18 protein-coding genes are annotated in these 25,052 nt (G+C 34.2%); 11 read left to right on the forward strand and 7 right to left on the reverse strand.

Annotated features, from left to right (window positions below):
* Positions 1–588 precede the first annotated feature (588 nt).
* Positions 589–1,611: an SseB family protein gene (locus tag AC3E9W_RS10740; protein ID WP_488768337.1), complete on the forward strand. Its 1,023-nt coding sequence runs from the start codon at positions 589–591 to the stop codon at positions 1,609–1,611.
* 231 nt (positions 1,612–1,842) lie between these two features.
* Here AC3E9W_RS10740 and AC3E9W_RS10745 read toward each other — a convergent pair whose 3' ends face one another.
* Entirely contained in the window at positions 1,843–2,301 is a 459-nt protein-coding gene (locus tag AC3E9W_RS10745; protein WP_488768338.1) for an Lrp/AsnC family transcriptional regulator, read from the reverse strand.
* Positions 2,302–2,689: 388 nt separating this feature from the next.
* Here AC3E9W_RS10745 and AC3E9W_RS10750 point away from each other — a divergent pair, with 388 nt between their 5' ends.
* Entirely contained in the window at positions 2,690–3,916 is a 1,227-nt protein-coding gene (locus AC3E9W_RS10750) for an aminotransferase class I/II-fold pyridoxal phosphate-dependent enzyme (RefSeq protein WP_488768339.1), read from the forward strand.
* Positions 3,917–4,032: 116 nt separating this feature from the next.
* On the opposite strand, the gene AC3E9W_RS10755 is transcribed toward AC3E9W_RS10750, so the two are convergent.
* Both AC3E9W_RS10755 and AC3E9W_RS10760 read right to left on the reverse strand, forming a co-directional pair.
* Positions 4,033–5,127, reverse strand: a complete 1,095-nt coding sequence (locus tag AC3E9W_RS10755; RefSeq protein ID WP_488768340.1) for a DUF695 domain-containing protein — start codon at positions 5,125–5,127, stop codon at positions 4,033–4,035.
* Between the two features lie 272 nt (positions 5,128–5,399).
* Entirely contained in the window at positions 5,400–7,334 is a 1,935-nt protein-coding gene (locus AC3E9W_RS10760; protein WP_488768341.1) for an amino acid permease, read from the reverse strand.
* A 1,148-nt stretch (positions 7,335–8,482) separates the two neighbouring features.
* Here AC3E9W_RS10760 and AC3E9W_RS10765 point away from each other — a divergent pair.
* Positions 8,483–9,643 (forward strand): Gfo/Idh/MocA family protein, encoded by a 1,161-nt coding sequence (locus AC3E9W_RS10765; protein WP_488768342.1) that lies wholly within the window; start codon positions 8,483–8,485, stop codon positions 9,641–9,643.
* 458 nt (positions 9,644–10,101) lie between these two features.
* On the opposite strand, the gene AC3E9W_RS10770 is transcribed toward AC3E9W_RS10765, so the two are convergent.
* Entirely contained in the window at positions 10,102–13,011 is a 2,910-nt protein-coding gene (locus AC3E9W_RS10770; protein WP_488768343.1) for an FAD-binding and (Fe-S)-binding domain-containing protein, read from the reverse strand.
* A 387-nt stretch (positions 13,012–13,398) separates the two neighbouring features.
* Between AC3E9W_RS10770 and AC3E9W_RS10775 the strand changes: the two genes are divergently transcribed.
* On the forward strand, positions 13,399–14,211 hold the full coding sequence (locus AC3E9W_RS10775; protein ID WP_488768344.1) for a mechanosensitive ion channel family protein: 813 nt from the start codon (positions 13,399–13,401) through the stop codon (positions 14,209–14,211).
* Between the two features lie 289 nt (positions 14,212–14,500).
* On the opposite strand, the gene AC3E9W_RS10780 is transcribed toward AC3E9W_RS10775, so the two are convergent.
* Positions 14,501–14,743 (reverse strand): hypothetical protein, encoded by a 243-nt coding sequence (locus AC3E9W_RS10780; protein WP_125721631.1) that lies wholly within the window; start codon positions 14,741–14,743, stop codon positions 14,501–14,503.
* A gap of 251 nt (positions 14,744–14,994) precedes the next feature.
* On the opposite strand from AC3E9W_RS10780, the gene AC3E9W_RS10785 reads away from it, so the two are divergent.
* A complete protein-coding gene (locus AC3E9W_RS10785; RefSeq protein ID WP_488768345.1) occupies positions 14,995–15,228 on the forward strand; it encodes a hypothetical protein in 234 nt (77 codons plus the stop codon).
* Positions 15,229–15,288: 60 nt separating this feature from the next.
* Here the strand turns inward: AC3E9W_RS10785 and AC3E9W_RS10790 are convergent, their stop codons facing one another.
* Both AC3E9W_RS10790 and darT read right to left on the reverse strand, forming a co-directional pair.
* Positions 15,289–16,440: a macro domain-containing protein gene (locus AC3E9W_RS10790; protein WP_488768346.1), complete on the reverse strand. Its 1,152-nt coding sequence runs from the start codon at positions 16,438–16,440 to the stop codon at positions 15,289–15,291.
* Positions 16,437–17,780 carry a type II toxin-antitoxin system toxin DNA ADP-ribosyl transferase DarT gene (gene darT, locus AC3E9W_RS10795; RefSeq protein ID WP_488768347.1) on the reverse strand — a complete coding sequence of 448 codons (1,344 nt, stop codon included), beginning with the start codon at positions 17,778–17,780 and terminating at the stop codon, positions 16,437–16,439. The genes AC3E9W_RS10790 and darT overlap by 4 nt, the downstream gene beginning before the upstream one ends.
* A gap of 253 nt (positions 17,781–18,033) precedes the next feature.
* Here darT and AC3E9W_RS10800 point away from each other — a divergent pair, with 253 nt between their 5' ends.
* The 6 genes from AC3E9W_RS10800 to AC3E9W_RS10825 all read left to right on the forward strand — a co-directional run bounded on the left by AC3E9W_RS10800 (position 18,034) and on the right by AC3E9W_RS10825 (position 25,002).
* Entirely contained in the window at positions 18,034–19,242 is a 1,209-nt protein-coding gene (locus AC3E9W_RS10800) for an anhydro-N-acetylmuramic acid kinase (RefSeq protein ID WP_488768348.1), read from the forward strand.
* 256 nt (positions 19,243–19,498) lie between these two features.
* Positions 19,499–21,070 (forward strand): glycoside hydrolase family 10-like protein, encoded by a 1,572-nt coding sequence (locus AC3E9W_RS10805; RefSeq protein ID WP_488768349.1) that lies wholly within the window; start codon positions 19,499–19,501, stop codon positions 21,068–21,070.
* Positions 21,057–22,328, forward strand: a complete 1,272-nt coding sequence (locus tag AC3E9W_RS10810) for an MFS transporter (protein WP_488768350.1) — start codon at positions 21,057–21,059, stop codon at positions 22,326–22,328. The genes AC3E9W_RS10805 and AC3E9W_RS10810 overlap by 14 nt, the downstream gene beginning before the upstream one ends.
* A gap of 22 nt (positions 22,329–22,350) precedes the next feature.
* The gene (locus AC3E9W_RS10815) at positions 22,351–22,692 is read left to right on the forward strand and encodes a hypothetical protein (RefSeq protein WP_125721645.1); all 342 of its coding nucleotides are present in this window, start codon (positions 22,351–22,353) and stop codon (positions 22,690–22,692) included.
* A 244-nt stretch (positions 22,693–22,936) separates the two neighbouring features.
* Positions 22,937–23,386, forward strand: a complete 450-nt coding sequence (locus tag AC3E9W_RS10820; RefSeq protein ID WP_488768351.1) for a GNAT family N-acetyltransferase — start codon at positions 22,937–22,939, stop codon at positions 23,384–23,386.
* Positions 23,387–23,388: 2 nt separating this feature from the next.
* Complete coding sequence (locus AC3E9W_RS10825; protein WP_488768352.1) at positions 23,389–25,002, forward strand: glycoside hydrolase family 3 protein; 1,614 nt, start codon at positions 23,389–23,391, stop codon at positions 25,000–25,002.
* The last annotated feature ends 50 nt before the right edge of the window (positions 25,003–25,052 follow it).

Here is a 25,052-nt window from a genome sequence, read left to right on the forward strand (position 1 = left end):
AAGCGTCACAAATTTAAGGAATAAAGTTTTGTTTAAAGTTTAAATTTGAATGTTTTTTGTGTGAAATTTTGAGGTTTTGTGGCACAGAGATTCGCGGAGGTTTATCGCGAAGCTTCACAAAGGTTTTGTTTTTCTTGGGCTGTTTTTTTTGCCACGAAGGCGCTAAGTCGCAAAGTTTTTTGATTTTAGTTTTCGATGTAAAGATCATGAAGATTTTTTTAATCGCGCAAAGACGCTAAGGCGCAAAGTTTTTTTAAAAGTTAATAATTGCATCCAGCTTTAGCTGGATGTAAATTATGGTGGTCTTAAAAAGGCTTTAGCCAAACTTTATGAGTTTTGGCTAAAGCCCTTATATTTCAAATCTTAATTCCTCCAGCTGAAGCTGGAGGCAATTCAAAAACTTTGCGCCTTAGCGTCTTTGCGCGATTAAAAAAACTTAGAATCTCAACATGTAACAAACCTAGTAACTTAAAAAAACACATATTTAAATCATCCATAAAAAAGATTATCAATTCTTTTCATATGCAATAAAAACAATTAATTTGGCGAAACTTTAAAAGCTATTTTTTAAACATAAAAACATAAACAATGGGAATATTCGACATATTTAAAAAAAAGAAAACAGAATCTACTTTTCCAGAAAATGAACTTGAAGAATGTTTGATGCAGGCTTTCTCAGATATTTCAATTCAAAAAGAATTTTACCAAAATTTATTAAAAAATCATTTGTTTATATTGACAAATGAAAATTCTATGTCAAAGATTGAAAATCAATCTATGGAGAAAAACACAACTGTACAGTGTTTTATTTTTGAAAACGGACAAATTCCACTCTTTACATCCGTAAATAGAATATTTGACAAAGGAATAATGAAAAAAAATGTTCCATATCTTGGTTTAAAAGGACAAGACTTATTTGAAACGCTGAATGGAGCAACATTCATATTAAATCCTTACTCTGACTTTGCAAAAGAATTGACTCCAAAAGAAATTGAGAATCTTTTAAACGGCACACTCTATCAGAGAATTGATGAGCAGAAACTTGAAAATAAAAGAATTCAAGAATTTAATGAAATCTTTGAGCAAGCTAGTAATAAGCAAAAAGGACTAGTTTTATTAGACGGATACAAAAACAACAGATTGAAGGAATCCGAAAAGCCTGTCCTGGAAGAGTCCATAAATGACTTCAAAAAATGTCTTGATATAATTCCTGATCATTGGCAAAGCATGGTATTAATGTCTAAATCGCTTCAAAGACTTGAAAGACATCAAGAAGCTCTTGAACAATTAGAACTAGCCTTTAAACTTGAATTAGAAAACCATATAATTCCTATGGAGGCGTCACTTGAAGCAATGCACTTAAAAGACATTGAGAAAGCAATATTTTATTCTGAAGAATCTTTAAAAAGAAACCCTAATGATTTTGCACTATTGGGAAATCATGCAATGACTTTACTTATTGCTAAAAAAGACCAAGAAGCAAAAGAAACCATTGATGAAGCAATTAAATTACAGCCAAATGATCCTATAAATAAAAATATTGAATCACTTGTAAAAGATGTTATAGCCGGAAAACGGGAAAGACCGACTTTTGAAGATGCTGTTAGATAAAGACCAAATTCCTGTTTATCCGATAAGAGTTTGCTATTGGAATAAGTCATAAAACATTTTTTTCAAAGTATTTCATTTAGACGAAGGAGAAATCGCACTAGAATTTCCACAAACAAAATCATAAATCTTTGTCGAATCCCGGGTGCGATTTCTCCTTCGTCGAAATGACAAAAAATGCGTTCAACTATATAAAAAAACCTTAGAATCTCAGCATCTCAGAACCTCAGCACCTCACAATGAAATCACCGTCGAATTCTTCACCTCACTAATCATAAACATGCTTTGTGTGCTTCCGATGTGTTGTAATGAAGTTAGTTTTGTCACTAAAAATTCTCTGTATGATTCCATGTCTTTTACTAAGACTTTTAGAATATAATCGTAATCGCCGCTTACGTGATGGCATTCTAAAACTTCTGGAAGTTTGATGACTTCACTTTCAAATTTCGTGAGAAATTCTTTGGTATGCTGAATGAGTTTTAAATGACAGAAAACCACAAATCCTTTTTCGATTTTTGATTTATCTACTAAAGCAACATAGTTTTTTATAATGCCTTCACGTTCCAGTTTTTTGATTCGTTCGTAAACTGCTGTTACCGAAAGATTCAATTTCAATGATAGTTCTTTATTTGTCTTTTTACTGTCGGTTTGGAGTAAAACGAGGAGTTTTTTATCTATTTCGTCTAATGTCATGGTTATGTCATTGCGAGGAACGAAGCACTCGAGCGCAAGCGAACTGAGCGTTAGCTAATCTCATCCTCTGGTTAATTTTATTGTTTGTTCTTAAATGAAAGAAAATCTACAGAATTGTATTCTGATTATCAAATTTAGATTAAAAATCATTTAAAATTAATTTTTATAGTTTTAAAATCCAATTATTAGATTAAAGGTTGATTAATTATCTAAACCATTCTTTCTTTGACAAAGATTTCTTTTGAAAACGAGTGCTCTAGTCCTGATGGTAACGGCATCCTTTTATGGTGGGGTTCACCATAAAAGATAAAGTGGACAGCAGGAAATAGCTCCTTAAAAAAATAACTAATTAGAGGGCGATTGCTTCGTTCCTCGCAAAGACAGAAAAATGAAAGACTTTAACCCAGCAGATAAAATTCAGGATTTACAATACTTTGGCGAATTTGGCGGTGTGAATCCGTCGATTTCTGATTCTTCTACTTATACTTTTTTATCGGCAAAAACAATGTTTGATACTTTTGAGGGCAATATGGAAGGCTGTTATTTGTATTCGCGCCATTCTTCACCCAGTAATTTGTATTTGGATCAGGCTTTGGCGGCGATGGAAGGAACGGAAACGGCCAATGTTTCGGCTTCGGGAATGGGAGCGATTACGCCTACTCTACTGCAGTTGTGTGGTGCGGGCGATCATATTGTTTCGAGCCGAACGATTTATGGCGGAACGTATGCTTTTCTAAAGAATTTTACGCCCCGATTTGGCATTGAAACGAGTTTTGTAGACATCACTAAATTGGATGTTGTGGAAGCCGCAATTACTTCTAAAACTAAAGTTTTGTATTGCGAAACGGTGAGTAATCCGTTATTGGAAGTGGCTGACATTCGCGGTTTGGCAGCAATCGCTAAAAGACATAATTTAAAGCTGGTTGTCGATAATACGTTTTCGCCATTATCAGTTTCTCCAGCAAAATTAGGCGCTGACATTGTGATTCATTCTTTGACGAAATATATCAATGGAAGCAGTGATACGGTTGGCGGTGTGACTTGTGCGTCGAAAGAATTTATTAATTCGCTTAAAAATGTAAATTCTGGCGCAAGCATGCTTTTGGGACCAACTATGGATAGTTTGCGTTCTGCGAGTGTGATGAAAAATCTAAGAACGTTGCATATCAGAATTAAACAGCACAGTCATAATGCGCATTTTTTGGCTGATCAATTTGAGAAAGACGGCTTAAAAACGGTTTACCCTGGATTGAAAAGTCACCCGAGTCATGAGCTGTACAAAACGATGATTAACCCTGAATATGGCTTTGGCGGAATGCTGACGATTGATGTTGGTTCTTTAGCGAAAGCGAATGAATTAATGGAGTTAATGCAGGAACGAAATCTAGGCTATCTGGCCGTCAGTTTAGGCTTTTATAAAACATTATTCAGCGCGCCGGGAACTTCAACTTCTAGCGAGATTCCGTTAGACGAACAACAAGAAATGGGATTGACAGATGGTTTAATCCGTTTTTCTATTGGTCTGGACAATGATATTCAACGTACTTACGAAATGATGAAGGATTGCATGATGGAACTTGGCGTCTTAAAAAAAGAAACACTTCTCTATAAATAAATTTGCAAGATTTTTTAGTAGTTTGTTTGAATCCGCTGGAGATTTTCTCTAAGCGGATTTTTTTTCTAATTTCAACAAAAAAGCCGTTCTGAATAACCCATAACGGCTTTTGCAATTTATCTCGGCTCAAAATGTCTGAACGACTGCCAGTATTTGTCTTTGTAGATTTCGTAGCTTATTTCAAAAGCACCGCTGTATTTTTTAATCAATTCATTGGCGGTTTGGGATGGTTTTCTAAAATCTTTACAGGTAAAAAAGATTTCTCTTTTATTACTTGCCGTTTCTCTTCCTATATTTAAATAGCCTTCAGAATCTGGCAAACTATAGATTATTTCTTCTTCAATCTCATCTAAGAGCTTATATGTTTTTTCATCTGGCAATCCGCCGTTATCACAGTCATCAAAAGGAATTGCCACTATAAAAACCCACGGATGCGATGCTTTTTTATCCCATTCTAAAATAGTCGTATTAATTAAAGCCAGCACAATAGAGCCATCTTCTTTTTTGCCTTCAAAATTGGCATAACCGTCATTTTCTGTATTGTGTCGCGTTCCTTCGTATTTCTCGACAAATTCTTTTTCTCTCCAAATTAAATAATCCTTTAATTTTTCAATTGGAATTAATTCTTCAGAAGTATCATTAGGTCCGATAACTACAAGATTATCTATTAAAGTTACAGAGTGCAGTTCGCCTAAATAATTATCTAGAAATATATATACGCCGTTGGTTACATTTGCTTTTTTTTCTTCAATAAAATGGTCGTAAACAATTACTAAATCTATTTCGTCAGGATATGCTTCGTGAATACGCGGGAAAAACTTTAAGTTTTCTTTTCTGAATTCAAAACCCTGATACGTGATACTAACATTATTGATATCTGAAGCTGGTTTTAGGGCTGTAAATCTCCAGCCGTCGATTTTTGGAGCACTATTAACCAATTCTTCAATCACATAAATATTTCTGATTGCACCGTCGGGAGTTAGCACTAATTCGGCTGTTTGATCGTCAAACATTCCTGTTAGGAAATAAATTCCTTCGTGCACTTCATCCAGCTTTGGAGCTAATCTGTCAAAAAAAACTTGGTGTATATTTTCTCCATTTTGAACTGTTTTAAAAAACTTCTTCTCATTCATTAAAAACCAATTCCAGAAATCATTATAAGATTGTATTGGAGCTTCTTCTCTACCCAATATTTTATCAAGAAAACCCATGTATTATCGACTATATTTTAAATTTTTACCGAAAACAAACTTAAGGAAAAGCTATTTTAAAACATAAGATTATTTGTATAAAAACGTAAGGTTTTTAAAACATATTGGAAGTAAATAAGTTACGCACATAATGTTTTGTTTCACGCAGATTTAAACAGATCTGGGCAGATTAATTTGATTTTTTTATTAGAAATCTTCTGTGACCTCTGTGTGAAACGAAAAAGCCGTTCCAGAGATATCCAGAACGGCTTTTTATTCTATTTTTTAAACTTTTACGCTAAAGTTTCAGTATTCAGTTTACTATTTTTTCGGCTGTAGCCAAAATAAATCAGCAGTCCGATTATCAACCAAACGGTGAAATAAATCCAGTTCCAAACGCTTAATTCGGCCATCATATACAAACAGCAAATCAATCCTAAAAGCGGAATTAAAGAAAGATTTTTTCTGAAAGCCCAAACCGCTAATCCAACCAACACGAATAAGAAAATCCACATTGGAATTTTATGTTTAAATAAACTGAAACCTGTTTCATATTTCAATGAATCGCTGATCGGAAGCCCTTTTACAACTTCAGCATATTTTACCTCATCGTCTTGATATTGGCTTAATAAATGCTCTAAATCTGATGTTTCGGCAGTTTTATTATCAACATCGATACTCTCCAAATAATTGAAAACTTTTGCTGATTCTTCTTTATTTAATGAAGTTACAATTGATGTTGCATCAAAAGTCTGCGCTTCGTTATTAATAAATGCCATTGTTGCTTTATTGTTGAAAGCAAAGGCATAATACAAGCCTGCAATCATTAAAACAGGCAAAATATATTTTGAATTGATATAAGGCGTTTTGAATTTTCCTCTTGGAATTTCAGGTTTATTCTGTAAAACCAAAACTCCTGCACAAACCAATACAAAGGCAAATAAAGTTCCGATACTGCATAAATCGGTTACCATCGTTAAGTTTAAGAATAATGCTGGAACTGCAACCACAAATCCTGTTACAATTGTAGCAAAAGATGGTGTTTTGAATTTTGGGTGAACGGTTGAGAATTTCTTTGGCAATAATCCGTCACGACTCATACTCATCCAGATACGAGGCTGTCCCATTTGGAAAACCAATAAAACGCTCGCCATAGCCACTACTGCACTTACAGCAATAATTCCGGACATCCATTTTAAGTCTAATTTATCGAAAACAAATGCTAAAGGATCTCCAACATTTAATTCATGATATTTTACCATTCCGGTCAAAACCAAAGCAATCGCAATATAAAGAATCGTACAAATAATAATCGCCCACATCATTCCGCGTGGTAAATCACGTTGCGGATTTTTACATTCTTCAGCTGTTGTAGAAATCGCATCAAAACCGATATAAGCAAAGAATACGGCAGAAACTCCTTTTAAAACCCCGCTAACTCCATTTGGCGCAAACGGATCCCAATTGGCTGTATCTACATAAAACACTCCAACTGCAATTACTAAAAGAACGACGCAAAGTTTTACTACAACCATTAAGTTACTGGCGTTACGTGATTCTTTCATTCCTCTGTAAACCAAAGCTGTAATCAGAATAATAATGAATAAAGCTGGCAAATCTGTTACAAAGTGAAATGATCCTATTGTTGGTGCTGTTGTCCAAGCTGTGTGCGCTTGCTGTAAAGCTGTACTTAAATTAGCAAATGATTTTCCGCCTCGCATTAAAGCTTCAGCATCGTTAAATCCGTTTGAAGCGGTTAAATAATCCATTTGTATCCACTGCGGGAGATGAATTCCGCCACTCTGGAGAAGTCCCGTAAAATAATCACTCCACGATATGGCGACCGTTATGTTTCCTACGGCATATTCCATGATTAAAGCCCAACCGATAATCCAGGCGATAATTTCTCCAAAAGCGACATAAGAATAGGTATAAGCACTTCCTGAAACTGGAACCATCGAAGCAAATTCTGCGTAAGCAAAAGCGGCAAAACTACAGGCTAAAGCAGTAAATAAGAACAAGAAGATTACGGCTGGTCCACCGTCTGCACTGGCTTTTCCGATAGTACTAAAAATACCTGCTCCAACAATAGCCGCGATTCCGAAAGCTGTTAAGTCTTTAGTCGTCAAGTGCTTTCCCAACGCCTCATGTCCGTCTGCCTCATTTTTAGCAACTTGTTTTAAAATATCTTGTACCGTCTTTTTTCGGAATAAATTTGAAAATGCCATATAGTGCCTTGCGGTTAAATTAATTTAATATAGACTTAATGCTTTTATTTTGCAAATAATGCAAAAATTATCCTTATATCAAATATATAAAACGATTTTGTTTTACGGTGCTATTTTTTTCTGCCACGAAGACTCTAAGGCGTAAAGTTTTTTTGCCACGAATTCACTAATTTTCTCTAATTTTTATTTTGCTACTGATTACACAGATTTTTTTTAAAATCTATGTCTAAATTATTTTTCGTGCAGATTTGGCAGATAAAGCAGATTTTGATTGCGCTAAAAAGATTTGCGCAGATCTTTTATAATTAGAATTTAAAAAAATCTGCTTAATCTGCTTCAATCTATTTAAATCTGCGTGAAACAAAAATCTTTTTAATTCTTTTAATCTGTGTCTAAATTATTTTTCACGCAGATTTAGCAGATAATGGAGATTTTGATTGCGCTAAAAAGATTTACGCAGATCTTTTATAATTAGAATTTAAAAAAATCTGCTTAATCTGCTTCAATCTATTTAAATCTGCGTGAAACAAAAATCTTCTTAATCCTTTTAATCTGTGTCTAAATTATTTTTTACGCAGATTTAGCAGATAATGGAGATTTTGATTGCGCTAAAAAGATTTACGCAGATCTTTTATAATTAGAATTTAAAAAAATCTGCTTAATCTGCTTAAATCTATTTAAATCTGCGTGAAACAAAATCTTTTTAATTCTTTTAATCTGTGGCTATATTTTTTCTCACGCAGATTTGGCAGATAAAGCAGATTTTGATTACGCTAAAAAGATTTCCGCAGATCTTTTATAATTAGAATTTAAAAAAATCTGCTTAATCTGCTTCAATCTATTTAAATCTGCGTGAAACAAAAATCTTTTTAATTCTTTTAATCTGTGGCTATATTTTTTCTCACGCAGATTTGGCAGATAATACAGATTTTGATTACGATAAAAAGATTTCCGCAGATTTTTTATAATTGGAATTTAAAAAAAAATCTGCACAATCTCCCTAATCTGCGAGAGATAAAAAAATCCTTTGCAATCTGCTTTAATCTATTTAAATCTGCGTGAAACAAAATAGCCAGCAAATCAATTGTAACATTTCTAAAAACTAATCTACTAATCTGTAAAATGTTTAATTTTTTAACGATTCACTTATGGAAAAAATTACAAGGCGCTCTTTTGTAAATAAATTTGGACTTGGCGTTGGAGCTTCGGTTGTCATGACTTCGCTTCCTTCTTTTATAACCGAAACAGAAAAGATTCGAATTCCTTACACTGGAAAAAAATTAAACATTGCTTTATGCGGTTTAGGAAACTATGCTTCTTTGCTGGCTGAAGGCCTTCAGGTTTCTGAATATTGCCAACTTACTGGAATTGTTACTGGAACTCCTTCTAAAGCAGAAAAATGGAAAAAGCAATATAATATTCCTGAAAAGAACATTTATAACTACGAAAATTTCGATGAAATCGTAAAAAATAAAGATATAGATTTGGTTTATGTGGTAACGCCAAATTCATTGCACAAAGAGTTTACAGTTCGCGCTGCAAAAGCAGGGAAACATGTTATTGTCGAAAAACCAATGGCTATTACTGTTGCAGATTGCGAAGAAATGATCAAAGTCTGCAATGATAACAATGTGCAATTGGCAATGGGTTATCGTCTGCACTACGAACCAAATCATCTCGAAGTAAAACGATTGGGACAGGAAAAAGTTTTAGGACAGGTTCGTTATATCGAAACTGGTCTAGGCTACAGCACTTATGATTTTCGTGACGTTGATAAACCTGTAGATTTAACCGCTCGCAACGAATGGAGATTGACTAAAAAGTTTGCAGGGGGAGGAACTTTAATCAATTTAGGAGTTTATTGCATACAGGTTTCGCGTTATGTTTTGGGCGAAGAGCCAATTGCTGTTACGGCTCAGTTTGGGACTATAAATAACAAAAACCGATTTAAAGAAGTAGAAGAAAATATTACCTGGCAAATGGAATTTCCAAGCGGTGCTGTAGCTAATTGCTGTAGTTCGTATGGTTTCGGTATCGATCGATTTCATGCTGCTGCCGATGAAGGTTTCTTCGAAATGAGTCCTGCCGTAAGTTATGGGCCTTTTATAGGAAAAAGATCTGACGGAAAACCGTTTAATTTTCCAGTCATAAATCAGCAGCAAACTCAAATGGATGAAATTTGCAAAGTGATTTTAGCCAACCAAAAACTCCCAAATCATATTACTGGAGAAGAAGGTATTAAAGATGTTAGAATCATTAACGCTATTTATAAAGCTGCTGAAACAGGTAAAAAAGTACGCTTGAAATAAGTTTTTTTTTGCCACGAATTCACGAATTATTTTTTATAATCTTTGGATATACTTTTTTTTCACGCAGATTTAGCAGATAAAGCAGATTTTGAGTACGTTGAAAAGATTTGCGCAGATTTTTAAAAATTAAATCTTTTTAGAATCTGCTCAAATCAATAAGATCTGCAGGAAACAAAATTCTACTAATCATTTTAATCTGTGGCTATATTTTTTCTCACGCAGATTTAGCAGATAGTGCAGATTTTGATTCGCTGAAAAGATTTGCGCAGATTTTTGATAATTAAAACTTAAAAATAAATCTGCACAATCTCCATAATCTGCGAGAGGTAAAAAAATCCTTTATAAATCTGCTGAAATCAGCAAAATCTGCGTGAAACAAAAATTAATCTGCTCAATCTGCCATCCCGATAGCTATCGGGAGCGTGAAACAAAAATCTTTTTAATTCGTGAATTCGTGGCTAACCTTTCAGACAGTTTCTCAAAATCGAAACAGGATGCTGCGCTTCTCTCTTCGTTCCATCATAAATTTGATGACGGCATGAAGTTCCCGCAGCAGCTATTTTTACATTTTCGGCTGTGTTTCTAACTTTTGGAAAAAGCGTATCCTCTCCCATTTGCATGCTTACACTATAATGTTCTTTTTCATAACCAAAAGAACCTGCCATACCGCAGCAACCTGAATTGTAAATCGTTACTGTATTATTTTTAGGAAGATTCAGCATCGCAAAAGTCGCTTCAACAGAACTTAACGATTTCTGGTGACAGTGTCCGTGGATTTTAATTTCTTTCGTTTCTTCAGAAAAAGAATCTGGAATGATTTTTCCGTCAATGATTTCTTTTTTGAAGAATTCTTCAATTGTAAAACAATCTCGAGATAGTTTTTCTGCAGCTTCTTTATCATCGGCCAATCGAAGATATTCATCTCTAAAAGTCAAAATTGCCGAAGGTTCGATTCCTATTAAAGGTGCGTTGGCTAAAACCAAATCTTTAAAAACATTTATGTTGTGATTGGCAATTTTCTTCGCTTCTTCCAAAAATCCTTTCGAAAGATAGGTTCTTCCACTTTCTTCATGATCTACAACCAAAACCTGATAACCTAATTTCGTTAATAATTCAAAAGCGTCGATTCCGATATTCACATCATAATAATTAGTGAATTCGTCTACAAACAAATACAATCTTCCGTTTGCGAAATCAGTTTGTGACGGTTTATTATTGGCGTACCATTTTCTAAAAGTCTTTTTCGCCAAAAGCGGAACTTGCCTTTCTGGCGCAATTCCCATTGTTTTTTTTACCAAAGACTGATTCGAAATAAAATTCGTAATCGACGGGAATTTGCTTCCCATTTTATTCAGTTTGGCATTGTTGGCAAAAATCTTGTTTCTGGTCGAAAATCCGTTTGCTTTTTGATATTGGTATAAAAACTCTGCTTTAAGAGTTGCAACGTCAACATTACTCGGACATTCGCTTGCGCAGGCTTTACAGCTTACACACAACTCAAAAACTTCGTATAATTCTTTCTGGTCAAATTTATTTTCTTTTTCCGAATACGTCAAATATTCGCGTAAAGCGTTGGCTCTTGCACGAGTTGTTTCCTTTTCATTTTTAGTCGCACGATAACTCGGACACATTGCTCCTCCCGCCGATGGCAATTTTCTACAATCGCCAGAACCGTTGCATTTTTCGGCTGCACGCAAAATTCCTAAACTGTCTGAGAAATCCTGAAACGTTTTAATATCCGGTTCAATTCTGCCCGAAACGACACGATGATTTTCGTCCATTTTGCCAGCATTTACAATTTTCCCGATATTTAAAACCGAATTCGGATCAAATGCCAATTTGATTCTTTTCAGCAATTCGTAATTCTTCTCGCCAATCATAAACGGAATAAACTCACCGCGTACAATTCCGTCACCATGTTCACCGCTTAACGAACCTCTATATTTTTTCACCAAATGCGCTACTTCTGTCGCAATGGTTCTGAATAATTTTAAATCGGATGTTTTTTTCAAATTTAAAACCGGACGAAGGTGCAATTCTCCTGCTCCAGCATGAGCGTAATAAATCGCTTCCTGCCCGTGACGCAACATCATCGCCGAAAACTCTTCAATATAAGCAGGCAAATCGCTCAATTCGACCGCCGTGTCTTCAATCGAATCGGCTGCTTTATCATCGCCTACAATACTTCCTAAAAGTCCAAGACCCGCTTTTCTCAGTTCGTTCGCCTTATCAATATCATTTCCGTAGATTTTTACTTTCGCGTAAGCAAAATTATTTTTATCTAAATCGGCAATCAAAGCATCGGCTTGTTTTTCGGCATCTTCCAGAGTGTGCGATGCCACTTCAAACAACATAATTGCTTTAGGTTCTCCAACCAAAAAGAAACGGTTTTTAACGTGCTCACGACTGGTTTTCGTACAATCCAAAATCGTGTCGTCGATCATTTCGCAAGTGTACAAATGATGTTTCATCGCCACGACAACCGATTCTAAAGATTCCTGAATCGTGTGATAATGTCCAACCACCATAATACTATGAGGCGGTGGCAGATCGTCAACTTTTAGCGTAACTTCTGTCGTAAAAGCGAGTGTTCCTTCACTTCCGCAAAGCAGTTTTCCAAGATTTATCGTTGGTTCAGTTCCGCCAAATAATTCCGATTTTAGCAGAATATCAACCGCATAACCCGTATTTCTTCTATGAATTTCAGGTTTTGGAAACTCTTTTACAATTTCTTCCTGAGCCGCTGCAACCGAAAGTTCGTCGTAAATCGTTTTGTATATTTTATTTTCTAAAGTCCCGCCTTTTGTTTTTTCAATAAATTCAGCCGAAGTCAGGTCTTTAAAAACCACTTCAGAACCATCGCTTAAAAGTGCTTTTACCTCAGCGATTTTATCTCTCGTAACCCCGTATCGAATCGAAGTTGTTCCAGAAGAGTTATTTCCAACCATTCCGCCAATCATCGCGCGGTTTGATGTTGATGTAATTGGAGCAAAAAATACGCCGTAAGGTTTTAAGAATAAATTCAGCTCATCGCGAATTACGCCTGGCTGAACCGTAACGGTTTTATTTTCGGCATTGTACGAAATAATCTTCGTAAAATGCTTCGACACATCAATCACCAATCCGTCTCCTACTGCTTGTCCTGCCAGCGAAGTTCCCGCAGTTCGCGGCGTAATCGACAGCTTATGTTCCGCTGCAAATTTTATCAGCTTGACAATGTCTTCAGTCGTTTTAGGCAACGCCACCGCATTCGGTTTAATTCGGTACACCGAAGCATCTGTAGAATAAAGCGTTTTATGAAGCTCATCGAATAAAAGTGTGCCTTCGAGACTAGTGGCTAATTGCTCTAAATGAGATTGGATCAACATGTAAATGGTGCTTTTTATAAAAATATTTCCTGAAAAAACTCAGACCACAAAGATAAAAATATCGCAAAGCAAAACGGCTCTATTTTGGGAATTTATATAACACTTCCGAAAGATTTTATAAAATTCTGAGAGAATCCTGTAAAGCGTTTCATTTACTAAAAAACTAATTTTAAAATTTTAGTTCGTTTGGAAATGAATAAAATTTAAACACTTAGAAACATAGGTTCATTTATGCAGAAAGATTGCCAAGAAAATACATTTCTCACACATAGCAAACTATGTGAATTTATGCAAGTGAAACGCCTTTTTTAAGTTTTTTTAAATCTATGTTTCTATGTGTTAAAAAAATAACCCAACGAACTACAACTTTTTTACGCCTTAATTATTATGGAAAATTTCTTTCAGGACGTCATCAACCATCTCGAAGGTTACTACAACAGCATTGTCGATCTTACGCCAAAATTCATTCTGGCCATATTGGTCATTCTCGTTTCCTGGTTCATTGCAAGTCGCGTGGGTATTTTTGCAGGAAACCGACTCAAAGCCAAAATGCACGATCGTCTTTTGGCGGTTTTTATTGCCCGTTTAATTAAATCGGTACTAATTATTATCGGAATCTTGTTTATGTTCCGAATTATTGGTCTCGAAGGCGTTGCGCAAAGTATGCTTGCCGGTGCCGGAATCTCTGCTTTTGTAATCGGTTTTGCGCTGAAAGATATTGGAGAAAATTTTCTTGCCGGAATTCTGCTAGCTTTTAAAAGACCATTTTCTATTGGCGATATTATCGAAAGTAATGGTGTAAAAGGCGAAGTCATTAACCTCAACCTTCGCGATACCGAAGTCAAAAGCGATTCGAAAATCATTTATATTCCAAACGCGCTTCTTATAAAAAACACGCTCATTAATTACAACAGCGAAGGATTTCTGCTCCAGACTTTCACCGTCGGACTCGAATATGGTTCTGATTATACCCGCGCCATCGAACTCGTAAAAGAAATTCTCGGAAACAGCGAAGAAGTAACCGAAAAAGACCACGAAAACGCCGCCGTAATTACCGATGTTGCCGCCGCTGGTGTGATTCATTTAAATATCAGATATTGGGTTAAAACCGGTCCGTATAACGAAAATTCAGAATGCCGTTCTAAGATTATTGCTGCGGTTTTGAAAAAGCTGAAGGAGAATGAGTTTATGTTGAAGTAAAGGTTCTAAGCTTCTAAGCTACTGAGATGCTAAGTTTTCTCTCCTAATTGTTACCCGAACGATTCCTATAACACGATTGTCACCCTGAGCGAAGTCGAAGGCTTATGAAACCCATAAGTTTTGGACTCGGGCGCTAGCGAATAGGCGAAGCAATTTAAAAAATTGGAATTTATAATTTTATTAGAAGCTATTTCCAGCTGTCCACTATATCTTTTGTGTCTCGTTAAAAAACGAGACACAAAAGGATGCCGCTTCCATCTGGGCTAGGGCACTTGGTGTCATAAGAAGTTTAGTGAAAGATCATTTGATACAATCGTTTCAAAATTTCAAACAACATAACTATGATTCCAATTCCTGCAATAAGATAAACCCTCCAACTACGCATTTTAGTCATTGAATCCAATTCTAATCCTTCTTCTTCTAGTTTTTTGGATTCTTTTATATCTCCAATTCTAATCCACCATATTAGAAAAACACAGAATACAATTCCACCAATTACAACAAAAATATTTTCGTCTTGTATATATTTCATTTATTTGAATATTCTCATTTGTAAAAATAACGTTTTATATTTACTTCGTAGAAATAATTAGCTTTCTAAAATATAATATTTTTCTTACTTAAAATATTTTTTTGATATCTTTACAGTCCTAAACACAAAGAATATGATATCAAAAAAGCTTTTGCCCGTGCGGTATGGTGGCGGTATTGGAAACAACTGCAACGCACTTTGTGGCGTAGGACACCTTAGCTGTGCGGGTTCTTTTCCTAAACACAAAGATTATGAGTACCAACACAATTTCAAAACAAACTGAAATCAAGCTTTTGAATTTTTTCAACGACAGAATCGATCCTGTAGAAATGGCTAAAACACTAAGGCAGATAAACTTTACAATGGCTTTATGTGTTTTAAGCGAACATGAAACATTTCAAAGTGAAATTATCAAATTAAGAGACAGCTTTTATTGGCTCAATGAATTGGCAGAAACTTTAAATCCTTATTTGGAGTTGGAGTAAAAAGAAAACCCCTCGATTCTTAATCGAGGGGTTCTTTTACTGTCTCACCCTGAAAAAAGTTTACATATTTATACTTAATCCTAAAATAGGTTTAAGATTAGGTTTATTAGTTAACCTATCTTTTCCAATTTTAATAGCATTAATTGATTCATAAAATTTAATTGATTCATTCCAATAATTAATAAAGAATCTCTCTGTTTTATTCTCAATTATGTCATTTTTAAATTTAATTATTGGTTCCAAATCATGATATGTAAATAATAAAATATCTGAAAACTTCAATCTAAACTTTAACATCTTAACAGAATCAGAAATATTCCATTTACTTTCTGGACTTGAAAGCGAAACAAGAGTTATCAAATTTTCATCCCAATACTCTAACAAATCTTTTCTAATTTTTAAATTGAGAATGCTGTAAGGTAAAGCAATAATTACAGAATATTTTTTGGAAAGTAAATATTTAACAATATCTATTTCAAAACTACTATTATATCCCAAGAGAAAAGTGAATTTTGCAAGCTCTTCATTATCTAAACAATCAAAAATGACGGTTCTTTCTTTTTCATCTGGTTTAGAATTTGTAATAAGGGAAAACAATTTATTATTCAATAAATACAAATTTCCTTTTGTATAAATATCGTAACCTGCTGTACCTTTAATCTTTGATGGATAATTATCATTATTTGGTGATAACCTTAAAATTTGTTCTTCTAAAAGCCTATTTTCTATTTCTATTTCGTTTTTCTCAATGGAGCTTTCAGGCTCAAAGACTAAAACATCCATTTTAACATCGGACAAACTACTAATAATCATCTTCTTAACCACGCTCCAGTCAAGTCCTCCGTGCCCACAACCTAATGCAGGAATTGTTATGCTTTTTCCCTCATGATCTAATAAAAAATTTTTAAGCCATTCTAATCCTTTTTCAATATAATCATATTCAGAAGGATTTCGCCAATGAAGTTTCGTCGGAAAATTTATAATGATAACATTTTCCTCCTCATTAAAAAAAGAGTTATTAGCCCAAACATGAGGCTTTCCAATTTGTACAATTCCTTCATTACAGGCTTTTAAATATTCCTTATACATTTCAGGGAATTTATTTTTAAATTGCAATGCAACTCCAGCTCCCATTACCCCAACACAATTCACTGTATTAATACGTATATCTGCTGAATGTTCAAAAAAATTTCCCTCTACAAATTTCATCATTTTCCTAATTGTTCTAAAAATTCTTTTTTTAATTGCCCAATTTGAATACTATAAGTTATATGCCAATAATTGTTAAAAGATAATACATCAGCATAACTTAAACAATTTAACATGTCAAATTCTTTTTCATTCTCTAAAATGGCAAATAATTGTTCTTTATTTCTCCCTTTTCCTATTATCTCCCCCAGAAGATCATGATATGCGACAAGCAAACATATCATTCTAATTTCATATCCTGATAAATTTTCAATCTCTTCAATTAATATTCGGCCTGTCATTTTTAATGAATCAACAGGATGATCAGGATACACTTTTTGCTTTTTAGAAGGCCATTTTTCATGAGGACCTTTACCAATATCATGTAAATATGCAGATAATTTTAAAATATCTTGATCATTTTTATCTACCATATTATAATATGTACTATCTATTAAATTAGAAACAACTCTTAATGTATGATCACTAACTGTTTCATCATGAATTTCATTTTCACATTCTAATTCAAAAATTCCTTGCATTTCTTTAAGCGAACTAAAATTCAAATCTATAGCTTCTAATAAACTTTCAATTGTTTTATAAGTATATAATTTATCACTTTCTCCTCTTTTTGAGAAAACAACTTCAATAACATTATTAAAAATCTCTAATAAGTAATTTGGTCCAGTAGTTAATGTTTCTCTTGCCCTTCCCATAGCAAATTTTGTGAAGTAAAAATATCTATTATTTAGTTGTATAAATGATAATTGAGGTAAATTTAGCCCATGTTCAGCATATTTCTCTTTAACTATATTAAAAAATTTATCATTCCATACAATAATATATTTAATCCATTCTAATGGTACAGACTTGTGAATAAGCACTTCTGCCATTTTTTTATGTTTGAGATCCTCGCTAGCAGTTCCCCATCTAGTGTTATTTATTACATCCCAATTTAATTGGTCTAAATCTTGAATTTGATTATAGAAATTCGGCGATTTAGCTGTATTAGCGGATGCATCAGTAAAAATTACATTTTCGTTTAAAATAACTTCAAATGGTATTGCAAAAAAAATCAAATAGGGCTGATCGATATTCTTATTATTTGTTAAGCCAAGTAGCATTGGATTTGTAGAACAGAAATAAAAAGGGACATAATCATGAACTGTACCTCCTGGCTCAACAGTAACATTCATTTGTGATCGCCTTTCTTGAATATTTTCATTAGCAACATTTTTATGACTAAGCCCGTTTTTTTTCTTTTCGTTCGTTGAAATCAAACCATTTTTAAGAATTGAATCTAAATTGTCGATGTGTGTAAAATGATAAAAATACTTGCCTTTATATTGTTGTGGTATTGTCATATTAGGTTTTAAATTTAAGATTGAAAAATCAAAGATTAGTACTTAATAATTAACCACTTTACGGAAAACCATAATTCACTAAAATTTATTAAAGCAAGTGTAACAATAAATAAAAATGACACAGCACGTATTTATACCTGTTTATTAAAATGACTAAAATTCTGCATATAAACTCAATTTCCTTAATTTTATATCCAAATTAATCCCATTTTAGCGTTATCAATAAACTGACTTCTATAAACCCTCATTTTAAATGAATAAAAATATAACCGCACTCTATACTATAGCTCAAAAGCAAACCCGAAAAATACTCGGTTTAATGTCTGGAACTTCTCTCGACGGACTCGATATTGCGCTTTGTGCTATTTCTGGTTCTGGGGAAAATACAGACGTTAAAATCTTAGAATTTGAAACCATTTCTTATTCAGAAGATATTAAAAACGAAATCAGAAAAGTGTTTGCTCAGAAAACAATCGATTTTCAGCATTTGGCTTTATTAAACGAGTGGATCGGAATTTTGCACAGCGGCATGATTAACGATTGTCTTGCAAAATGGAATATTACGTCAACCGAAGTAGATTTAATCGCTTCGCACGGACAGACTGTTTTGCATGCACCTAAGTTTTTGCACGGGCAGGAAAAATTTCCGAATGCGACTTTACAAATTGGCGACGGCGATCATATTGCGGTAAAAACGGGAATTATTACCCTTTCCGATTTTAGACAGAAACACGTTGCGGCGGACGGTGAAGGCGCACCTTTGGCGGTTTACGGCGATTATTTATTATTCGGAAAAAAAGGCGAAAGCAGAATCATGCTTAACATGGGGGGAATTGGAAATTATACCTATCTCCCAGCCTCTCTAAACGCCGAGGAAGTTTTTGTAACCGATACAGGAACTGCAAATACGCTAATCGACATTTATACAAAACATTATTTCCCCGAAAAAAGTTATGATAAAGACGCTGAAATCGCCAGTCAGGGAACGGTAAATCAGGATCTTTTAAGCGAACTTAAAAAAGATGATTTCTTCCAGAAAAGCTTTCCAAAATCAATTGGTCAGGAACTGTTTAATTTCGATTTTGTACAGTCAGCTTTAGCAAAATACAATTTAGATAACATTTCGGCATCAGATTTGCTGGCGACTTTAACGCGTTTAAGTGCTGAAACAATTGCTGAAGCGATTTATTTCACCATAAATAATACTCCAATTCCGGCAGAGGATTTTCATATTTATATGTCGGGAGGCGGAACAAATAATCCGTTATTGGTAAAATGGCTAAAGGAATTATTGCCTTGCCAATTTCATACCAGCGACGATTTGGGTATTTTAAGCGATGCCAAAGAAGCAGTTTTATTTGCGCTTTTAGCAAACGAAACGGTTGCTGGAGGCAATTACAATTTCGGAAACAGTAAAGGAATTCCATCGGTAACAATGGGGAAAATTTCGTTTCCTGATTAAAAAAGATAGCCACGAATTCACGAATTATTTTTTTCATACTTTGAGAAAATAAAAATTCGTGAATTCGTGGCGGAAACACGTAATCATTTAAAAAATAATTCGTGATTAAGCGAAAGCAAACTAGCGAAGCAATTCGCGGCAAAAAACTTTGATTAAAAAATTCGTGAATTCGTGGCGAAAAAACTTTAATTAAAAATAATTCGTGAATTCGTGGCAGAAAAAAAACTATTTTTGATTCCTGTTAAAAAACATTGAAATGCATAAAAATCAGCACGTAATATTCTTTCTTTTATTTTCATTTTTCTCTATTTCGATTTCTACTGCGCAGGAAAAAAATATGCATCCTAAAAATGAATTTAGAGGTGTTTGGATTGCAACGGTTGTCAATATCGACTGGCCGAAAACAAGCATCGATAATGTAGAGAAGGAAAAAGCCGATTATCTTGAAATTCTAGAAGCGTATAAAAAACTGAATTACAATGCTGTAATTGTACAAATTAGAAGCGTTGGTGATGCTATTTATCCTTCAGAATTTGCGCCTTGGTCACGATTTCTGACAGGAAAAGAAGGTCTGGCACCAAATCCTTATTATGATGCTTTGGAATGGATGATTGAACAGGCGCATAATAGAGGCTTTGAATTTCATGCTTGGCTGAATCCGTATCGTGCTACTTTCGATTTAAATAAGAACCTTTTAAGTCCAAATCACGATCTTTTCAAACATCCAGAATGGATGATCGAATACGGCGGAAAATGGTATTACGATCCCGCTTTACCAGAAGTTCAAGCGCATTTAACCAAAGTCGTTAAAGAAGTCGTTGATAAATATGATATTGATGCGATTCATTTTGATGATTATTTTTATCCGTATGCTGTTCCAGGAAAAACATTTAACGACAATGCTTCTTACCAAAAATATGGCGCAGGTTTAAGCCGTGCCGACTGGCGACGCGCAAATGTGAGCAACTTTGTGCATTCTATTTCGGTAACTATAAAAGAAAGCAAACCGTGGGTTCAATTCGGAATTAGTCCGTTTGGGGTTTGGCGAAATAAATCTCAAGATCCAAAAGGTTCAGAAACCCAATCTACTTCCAATTACGACGATTTGTATGCCGATCCTGTTTTATGGATGGACCAAAAATGGATCGATTATATCATGCCTCAATTGTATTGGAGTATGAATAATCCGAGGGCTTCTTATTCTAAATTAGTAAAATGGTGGTCAGAAAACTCTAATGGTACAGCCATTTATATTGGTCACGCTCCGTATAAAATTAGAGGCGATGGCGACAAAAGCTGGAATTTTGCAACTGAAATTCCAACTCAAGTAGATTTTTTAAGAACATTCAAAAATGTATCTGGTAGCGCTTATTTTAGCGCTAAATGGTTCATCGGTAAAAACTATGATGTGGTGCGTTTGCTACAAGAAAACCAGTATAAATATCCTGCACTTCCAATCGCTGTCCCAAATTTAAGACACGTTATTATCGATACGCCGCAAGTACTGGAATACAATAAAGACAGCATTAAATACAACTTTACATTCAAAAGTCCGCTTAATACAAAGGTTCGCTATATGGTGGTTTACGGAGCCGAGCATGTTTCAAAAATCGATACTAATGATGCCACAAAAATTGTAGAAAAAGTAACGGTAAAAGAAGTTGACGGAAAAATCAGTTTTGCCATTGCAGCCGGAAAACTAAATCTTTACAAAGCCTGCGCTGTAACTTTTATTGATTATTATGCCAACGAAAGTTCGCCAACTGCAATAGATCTAAAAAAGCCTTTAAAAACCTATATACCAGCTCAACCAAATGAAAATAGATAATAAACCATGGTTTTGGATTCCGCTTCTTAACTTCGCTTCTGGATTGCCTTATGCAATAATTATCTCCGTTTCGGTAATTATGTATAAAAATCTCGGAATTTCTAATGAAGATATTGGCGTTTACACTAGTTTACTTTACTTGCCATGGGTTATTAAACCGCTTTGGAGTCCGCTTATTGAGTTAATCGGAACCAAAAGAAAATGGTTTTTAACGATGCAGTTAATCATTTCCATTGCCTTTCTGCTGGTTGGATTTACGATTCCGACAAATGGATTTTTCATCATGACTTTGTCTATTTTTTGGGTTGCAGCTTTTGCCTCGGCTTCAAATGATATTGCCAGCGATGGTTTTTATTTATTGGTTTTACCAGAAGACAAACAATCTTTTTTTATTGGTATCAGAAGTACTTTTTACAGACTATCAATGTTAGCTGGAAACGGATTAGTGGTGCTTTTTGCAGGTTATTTGGAACACAAATTTGGAGATAATACCAAAGCTTGGTCTTATACGATGATTTCCGTAGGTTTTCTGATGGCTTTCATCACGGCTTATAATTTTATTTTTACACCAAAAAATGAAATTAATACTGTTGCGAACAAAGAAGCCAAACCTTCTCAAGATTTTGCGACCATTTTTATCAGTTTCTTCAAGAAAAAACAAATCGGATTAATTCTGACTTTTATTCTTGTTTTCAGATTAGGAGAATCGCAGTTGCTTAAAATGTTAAGTCCGTTTTTATTAGATCCTAAAACATCTGGCGGAATGGGATTAGATACCGAAGCCGTTGGAATTATTTACGGAACTTGCGGCGTTGCAGCTTTAACTATCGGTGGTATTTTGGGCGGAATTGCAATCTCAAAACAAGGACTTACGAAATGGATGTTTCCTATGTTTCTGGCCATGCACCTTCCTATTTTAGGATTTATATTATTGGCTTTCTTTCATCCAACCTCAATTTATTATATTTATGCCGTTGTTATTGTAGAGCAATTCGGTTATGGTTTTGGTTTTACGGCTTTTATGATGTATTTAATTCATGTTGCCGAAGGAGAATCAAAAACAGCACATTATGCACTGGCAACTGGTTTTATGGCATTAGGAATGATGCTTCCAGGAATGTTGAGCGGTTTTATACAAAAATATTTAGGCTATCAGAACTTCTTTATTTGGGTTTTCTTAGCTACAATTCCAGGTCTTATTTTATCACGTTTTTTAACTTTCCCAAAAGATTTTGGGAAGAAATCAGAAGAAGTTTAAACCCCAAATCAAACTTTAACCTATGGAAATCAATGAAAATTTGCAGAACGAACGAAATCTGAAAGGAGCTGAGTTCGAGAAAAATGGAAATCTTGAAAAAGCGATTGAATTGTATGAAGAAAATGTTGCAGAAGGCTTTAAAGGAAATCATCCTTACGATCGATTGGCAACGATCTACAAAAACGAAAACGATCTGGATAATGAAATTCGGGTTTTAGAAAAAGCAATTGTGGTTTACGAAATAATTACCATCGAAGACCGATTGGAAGGACTGCCAAAACTTTTCCGTTTTAAAAACCGATTAGAAAAGGCTCTTGAAACTAAGAAGCAATTGGCAAAACAGAAAAAAGCTAAATTGAAATAAGATCATTTTTAACACATAGAAACATAGATTTTCTTTTGTGTAAAAGAGTAAATAAAAGAGAAACTCGTTTCTCCACACATAGCTAAACGTTAGTAGCTTTGTCACAGTTTAAAACTTTGACAAAGCTTTGCGTAAAGAATTGACATCTCGCTATGTTTTTTTAAACAAGTGAAACGCCTTTTTTACGCTTCAATAATCTATGTTTCTATGTGTTTAAAAACTCAACAACTAAAACCACTAATTCATGATCAACATAAAACGAACCAATTCTGACGATATTGATTTTATAAATCTGGTTGCTTTATTAGATCAAGATTTAGCGATTAGAGACGGTGAAGATCATGCGTTTTACAATCAGTTTAATAAAACCGATAAAATAAAACACACGATTGTTTATTATGAAAATGATATTCCTGTTGGCTGTGGCGCTTTCCGCGAAAAAGAAACAGACAAAACGGAGATCAAACGAATGTATGTTCATCCCGATCACCGCAATAAAGGAATCGCTTCTGCCATTTTAAATGAACTCGAAATCTGGGCAAAAGAAGTCGGTTACACTTACACGATCTTGGAAACAGGAAAAAACCAGCCTGAAGCCATCAATTTATATCAAAAATTAAATTATACCATCATACCCAATTATCCGCCTTACGAAAAGATGGAAAATAGTGTTTGCATGAAAAAGACTTTATAATAATGAAAATTACAGCCGAAGCATTAAAACAGAAAATAGGACAATTCTTTTTTCCTGCCGTATTCATAAACGATACCGAAGAAAACATTCAGGAAACCGAACGTTTAATCAAAGAACACAATATTGGCGGATTAACTTTTTTCCACAGCCGTGCGAGCGCAGCAACGAATTACGAAAGCAAGAAAAAAGTTGTTTTTAATGATGACAGTTACGAAAAAATCAAAGCTTTAATTGCTCGTTATCAAAAAGCCGCTTCTACTCCACTTTTAATCAGTATTGATGCCGAATGGGGATTGGCAATGCGTATTGAAAAAACACCTCAATATCCGTACGCAATTACGCTTGGCGCTTTACCTTCAACCAAATCTAATTTAGTTTACGAAGTTGGAAAACAAATTGGTTTAGATTTAAAAGCTGCCGGAATTCAGTACAATTTATCGCCTTTGGCAGATATTAATAACAATCCAAATAATCCTGTTATTGGTTATCGTTCTTTTGGCGAAAACAAAGAAAAGGTAGCCGATTTTGCTATCGAATATTTAAAAGGACAATCCGAAGTTGGTGTTTTAGGCTGTTTAAAACATTTTCCTGGACACGGAAATACGAATGTCGATTCGCATTTAGGATTGCCTGTTTTAAAAGAAACTTTAGAAGAATTATTAGAAAACGAATTAGTTCCGTTCATAAAAGGAATTGAAAATAATGTCGATTCGATTATGATTGGACATTTGGCTGTTCCAAGTTTAAATGGCGGAAAAGATACTTCGGCAACTTTATCAAAAGCCGTAATTCAAGATTTATTGAGAGATAAATTAGGTTATGACGGTTTAGTAATTTCTGATGCTTTAAACATGCACAGCGTTTCGAAATTATACGATGTAAAAGGGCAGTTAGAATGGGAAGCTTTTAATGCAGGAAATGACGTTTTATGTTTCGCAGAAAATGTTCCAGAAGGAATTGAAACTATTTATAAAAATGCTTCACCAGACCGAATTTTCGAAAGCTATAATAGAATCATGAAAGCCAAAGAAAAAGCAGGAATTCTATCTGGAGATACTTACGCTTCTGGTGAATTAAACTTCGACAAAACATCAGATTTAAATCTTGAAATTGCTCAAAATGCCATTACAAAAATCATCGATAACGGAATTTCAGATTTAGCTTTTGAAGCTCAAAAAAATAACAAATTAGCTAAACTAAGTTTATATAAAAATACCGACAATACATTTTTCAAAACTTTAAATACACAATTGCCTTCAGCAGAATTTGCTATTGAAAATCTAGAAAATTCTAACATTTCCGAAATCGAAAAACAGCTTGAAAATTTCGATACTATTTTAATTACTTTGTTTCCGCCAAAAGCGAAACCTTTAAATAATTTCGAAATCGACAATGAAGTTTTCGATTTGCTTTCAAGATTATTGCAAACCAAAAAATGCATCGTTTACGTTTTCGGAAATCCGTACGTTTTGCCACTGATTCCAAACCTTAAAAATGCTACAGGGCTTGTAGAAGCTTATCAGGATTTTGAAGAATTTCAAAAAACCTCAGGAATTCAATTTTTAGAAAAAAATAGTTTCGACGGCATCTTACCAGTAAACATTGAAATTCAATAAGTTAAAACATTAAATAGTCAAAATTTATCAACTTATAAATTTTTATAATC

The organism is Flavobacterium sp. 38 (assembly GCF_057799715.1).

Excerpts from the sequence above, each read along its gene's own strand:
- AC3E9W_RS10740 (WP_488768337.1), top strand. The coding sequence starts at position 589 with ATGGGAATATTCGACATATTTAAAAAAAAGAAAACAGAATCTACTTTT.
- AC3E9W_RS10745 (WP_488768338.1), bottom strand. The coding sequence starts at position 2,301 with ATGACATTAGACGAAATAGATAAAAAACTCCTCGTTTTACTCCAAACC.
- AC3E9W_RS10750 (WP_488768339.1), top strand. The coding sequence starts at position 2,690 with ATGAAAGACTTTAACCCAGCAGATAAAATTCAGGATTTACAATACTTT.
- AC3E9W_RS10755 (WP_488768340.1), bottom strand. The coding sequence starts at position 5,127 with ATGGGTTTTCTTGATAAAATATTGGGTAGAGAAGAAGCTCCAATACAA.
- AC3E9W_RS10760 (WP_488768341.1), bottom strand. The coding sequence starts at position 7,334 with ATGGCATTTTCAAATTTATTCCGAAAAAAGACGGTACAAGATATTTTA.
- AC3E9W_RS10765 (WP_488768342.1), top strand. The coding sequence starts at position 8,483 with ATGGAAAAAATTACAAGGCGCTCTTTTGTAAATAAATTTGGACTTGGC.
- AC3E9W_RS10770 (WP_488768343.1), bottom strand. The coding sequence starts at position 13,011 with ATGTTGATCCAATCTCATTTAGAGCAATTAGCCACTAGTCTCGAAGGC.
- AC3E9W_RS10775 (WP_488768344.1), top strand. The coding sequence starts at position 13,399 with ATGGAAAATTTCTTTCAGGACGTCATCAACCATCTCGAAGGTTACTAC.
- AC3E9W_RS10780 (WP_125721631.1), bottom strand. The coding sequence starts at position 14,743 with ATGAAATATATACAAGACGAAAATATTTTTGTTGTAATTGGTGGAATT.
- AC3E9W_RS10785 (WP_488768345.1), top strand. The coding sequence starts at position 14,995 with ATGAGTACCAACACAATTTCAAAACAAACTGAAATCAAGCTTTTGAAT.
- AC3E9W_RS10790 (WP_488768346.1), bottom strand. The coding sequence starts at position 16,440 with ATGATGAAATTTGTAGAGGGAAATTTTTTTGAACATTCAGCAGATATA.
- darT (WP_488768347.1), bottom strand. The coding sequence starts at position 17,780 with ATGACAATACCACAACAATATAAAGGCAAGTATTTTTATCATTTTACA.
- AC3E9W_RS10800 (WP_488768348.1), top strand. The coding sequence starts at position 18,034 with ATGAATAAAAATATAACCGCACTCTATACTATAGCTCAAAAGCAAACC.
- AC3E9W_RS10805 (WP_488768349.1), top strand. The coding sequence starts at position 19,499 with ATGCATAAAAATCAGCACGTAATATTCTTTCTTTTATTTTCATTTTTC.
- AC3E9W_RS10810 (WP_488768350.1), top strand. The coding sequence starts at position 21,057 with ATGAAAATAGATAATAAACCATGGTTTTGGATTCCGCTTCTTAACTTC.
- AC3E9W_RS10815 (WP_125721645.1), top strand. The coding sequence starts at position 22,351 with ATGGAAATCAATGAAAATTTGCAGAACGAACGAAATCTGAAAGGAGCT.
- AC3E9W_RS10820 (WP_488768351.1), top strand. The coding sequence starts at position 22,937 with ATGATCAACATAAAACGAACCAATTCTGACGATATTGATTTTATAAAT.
- AC3E9W_RS10825 (WP_488768352.1), top strand. The coding sequence starts at position 23,389 with ATGAAAATTACAGCCGAAGCATTAAAACAGAAAATAGGACAATTCTTT.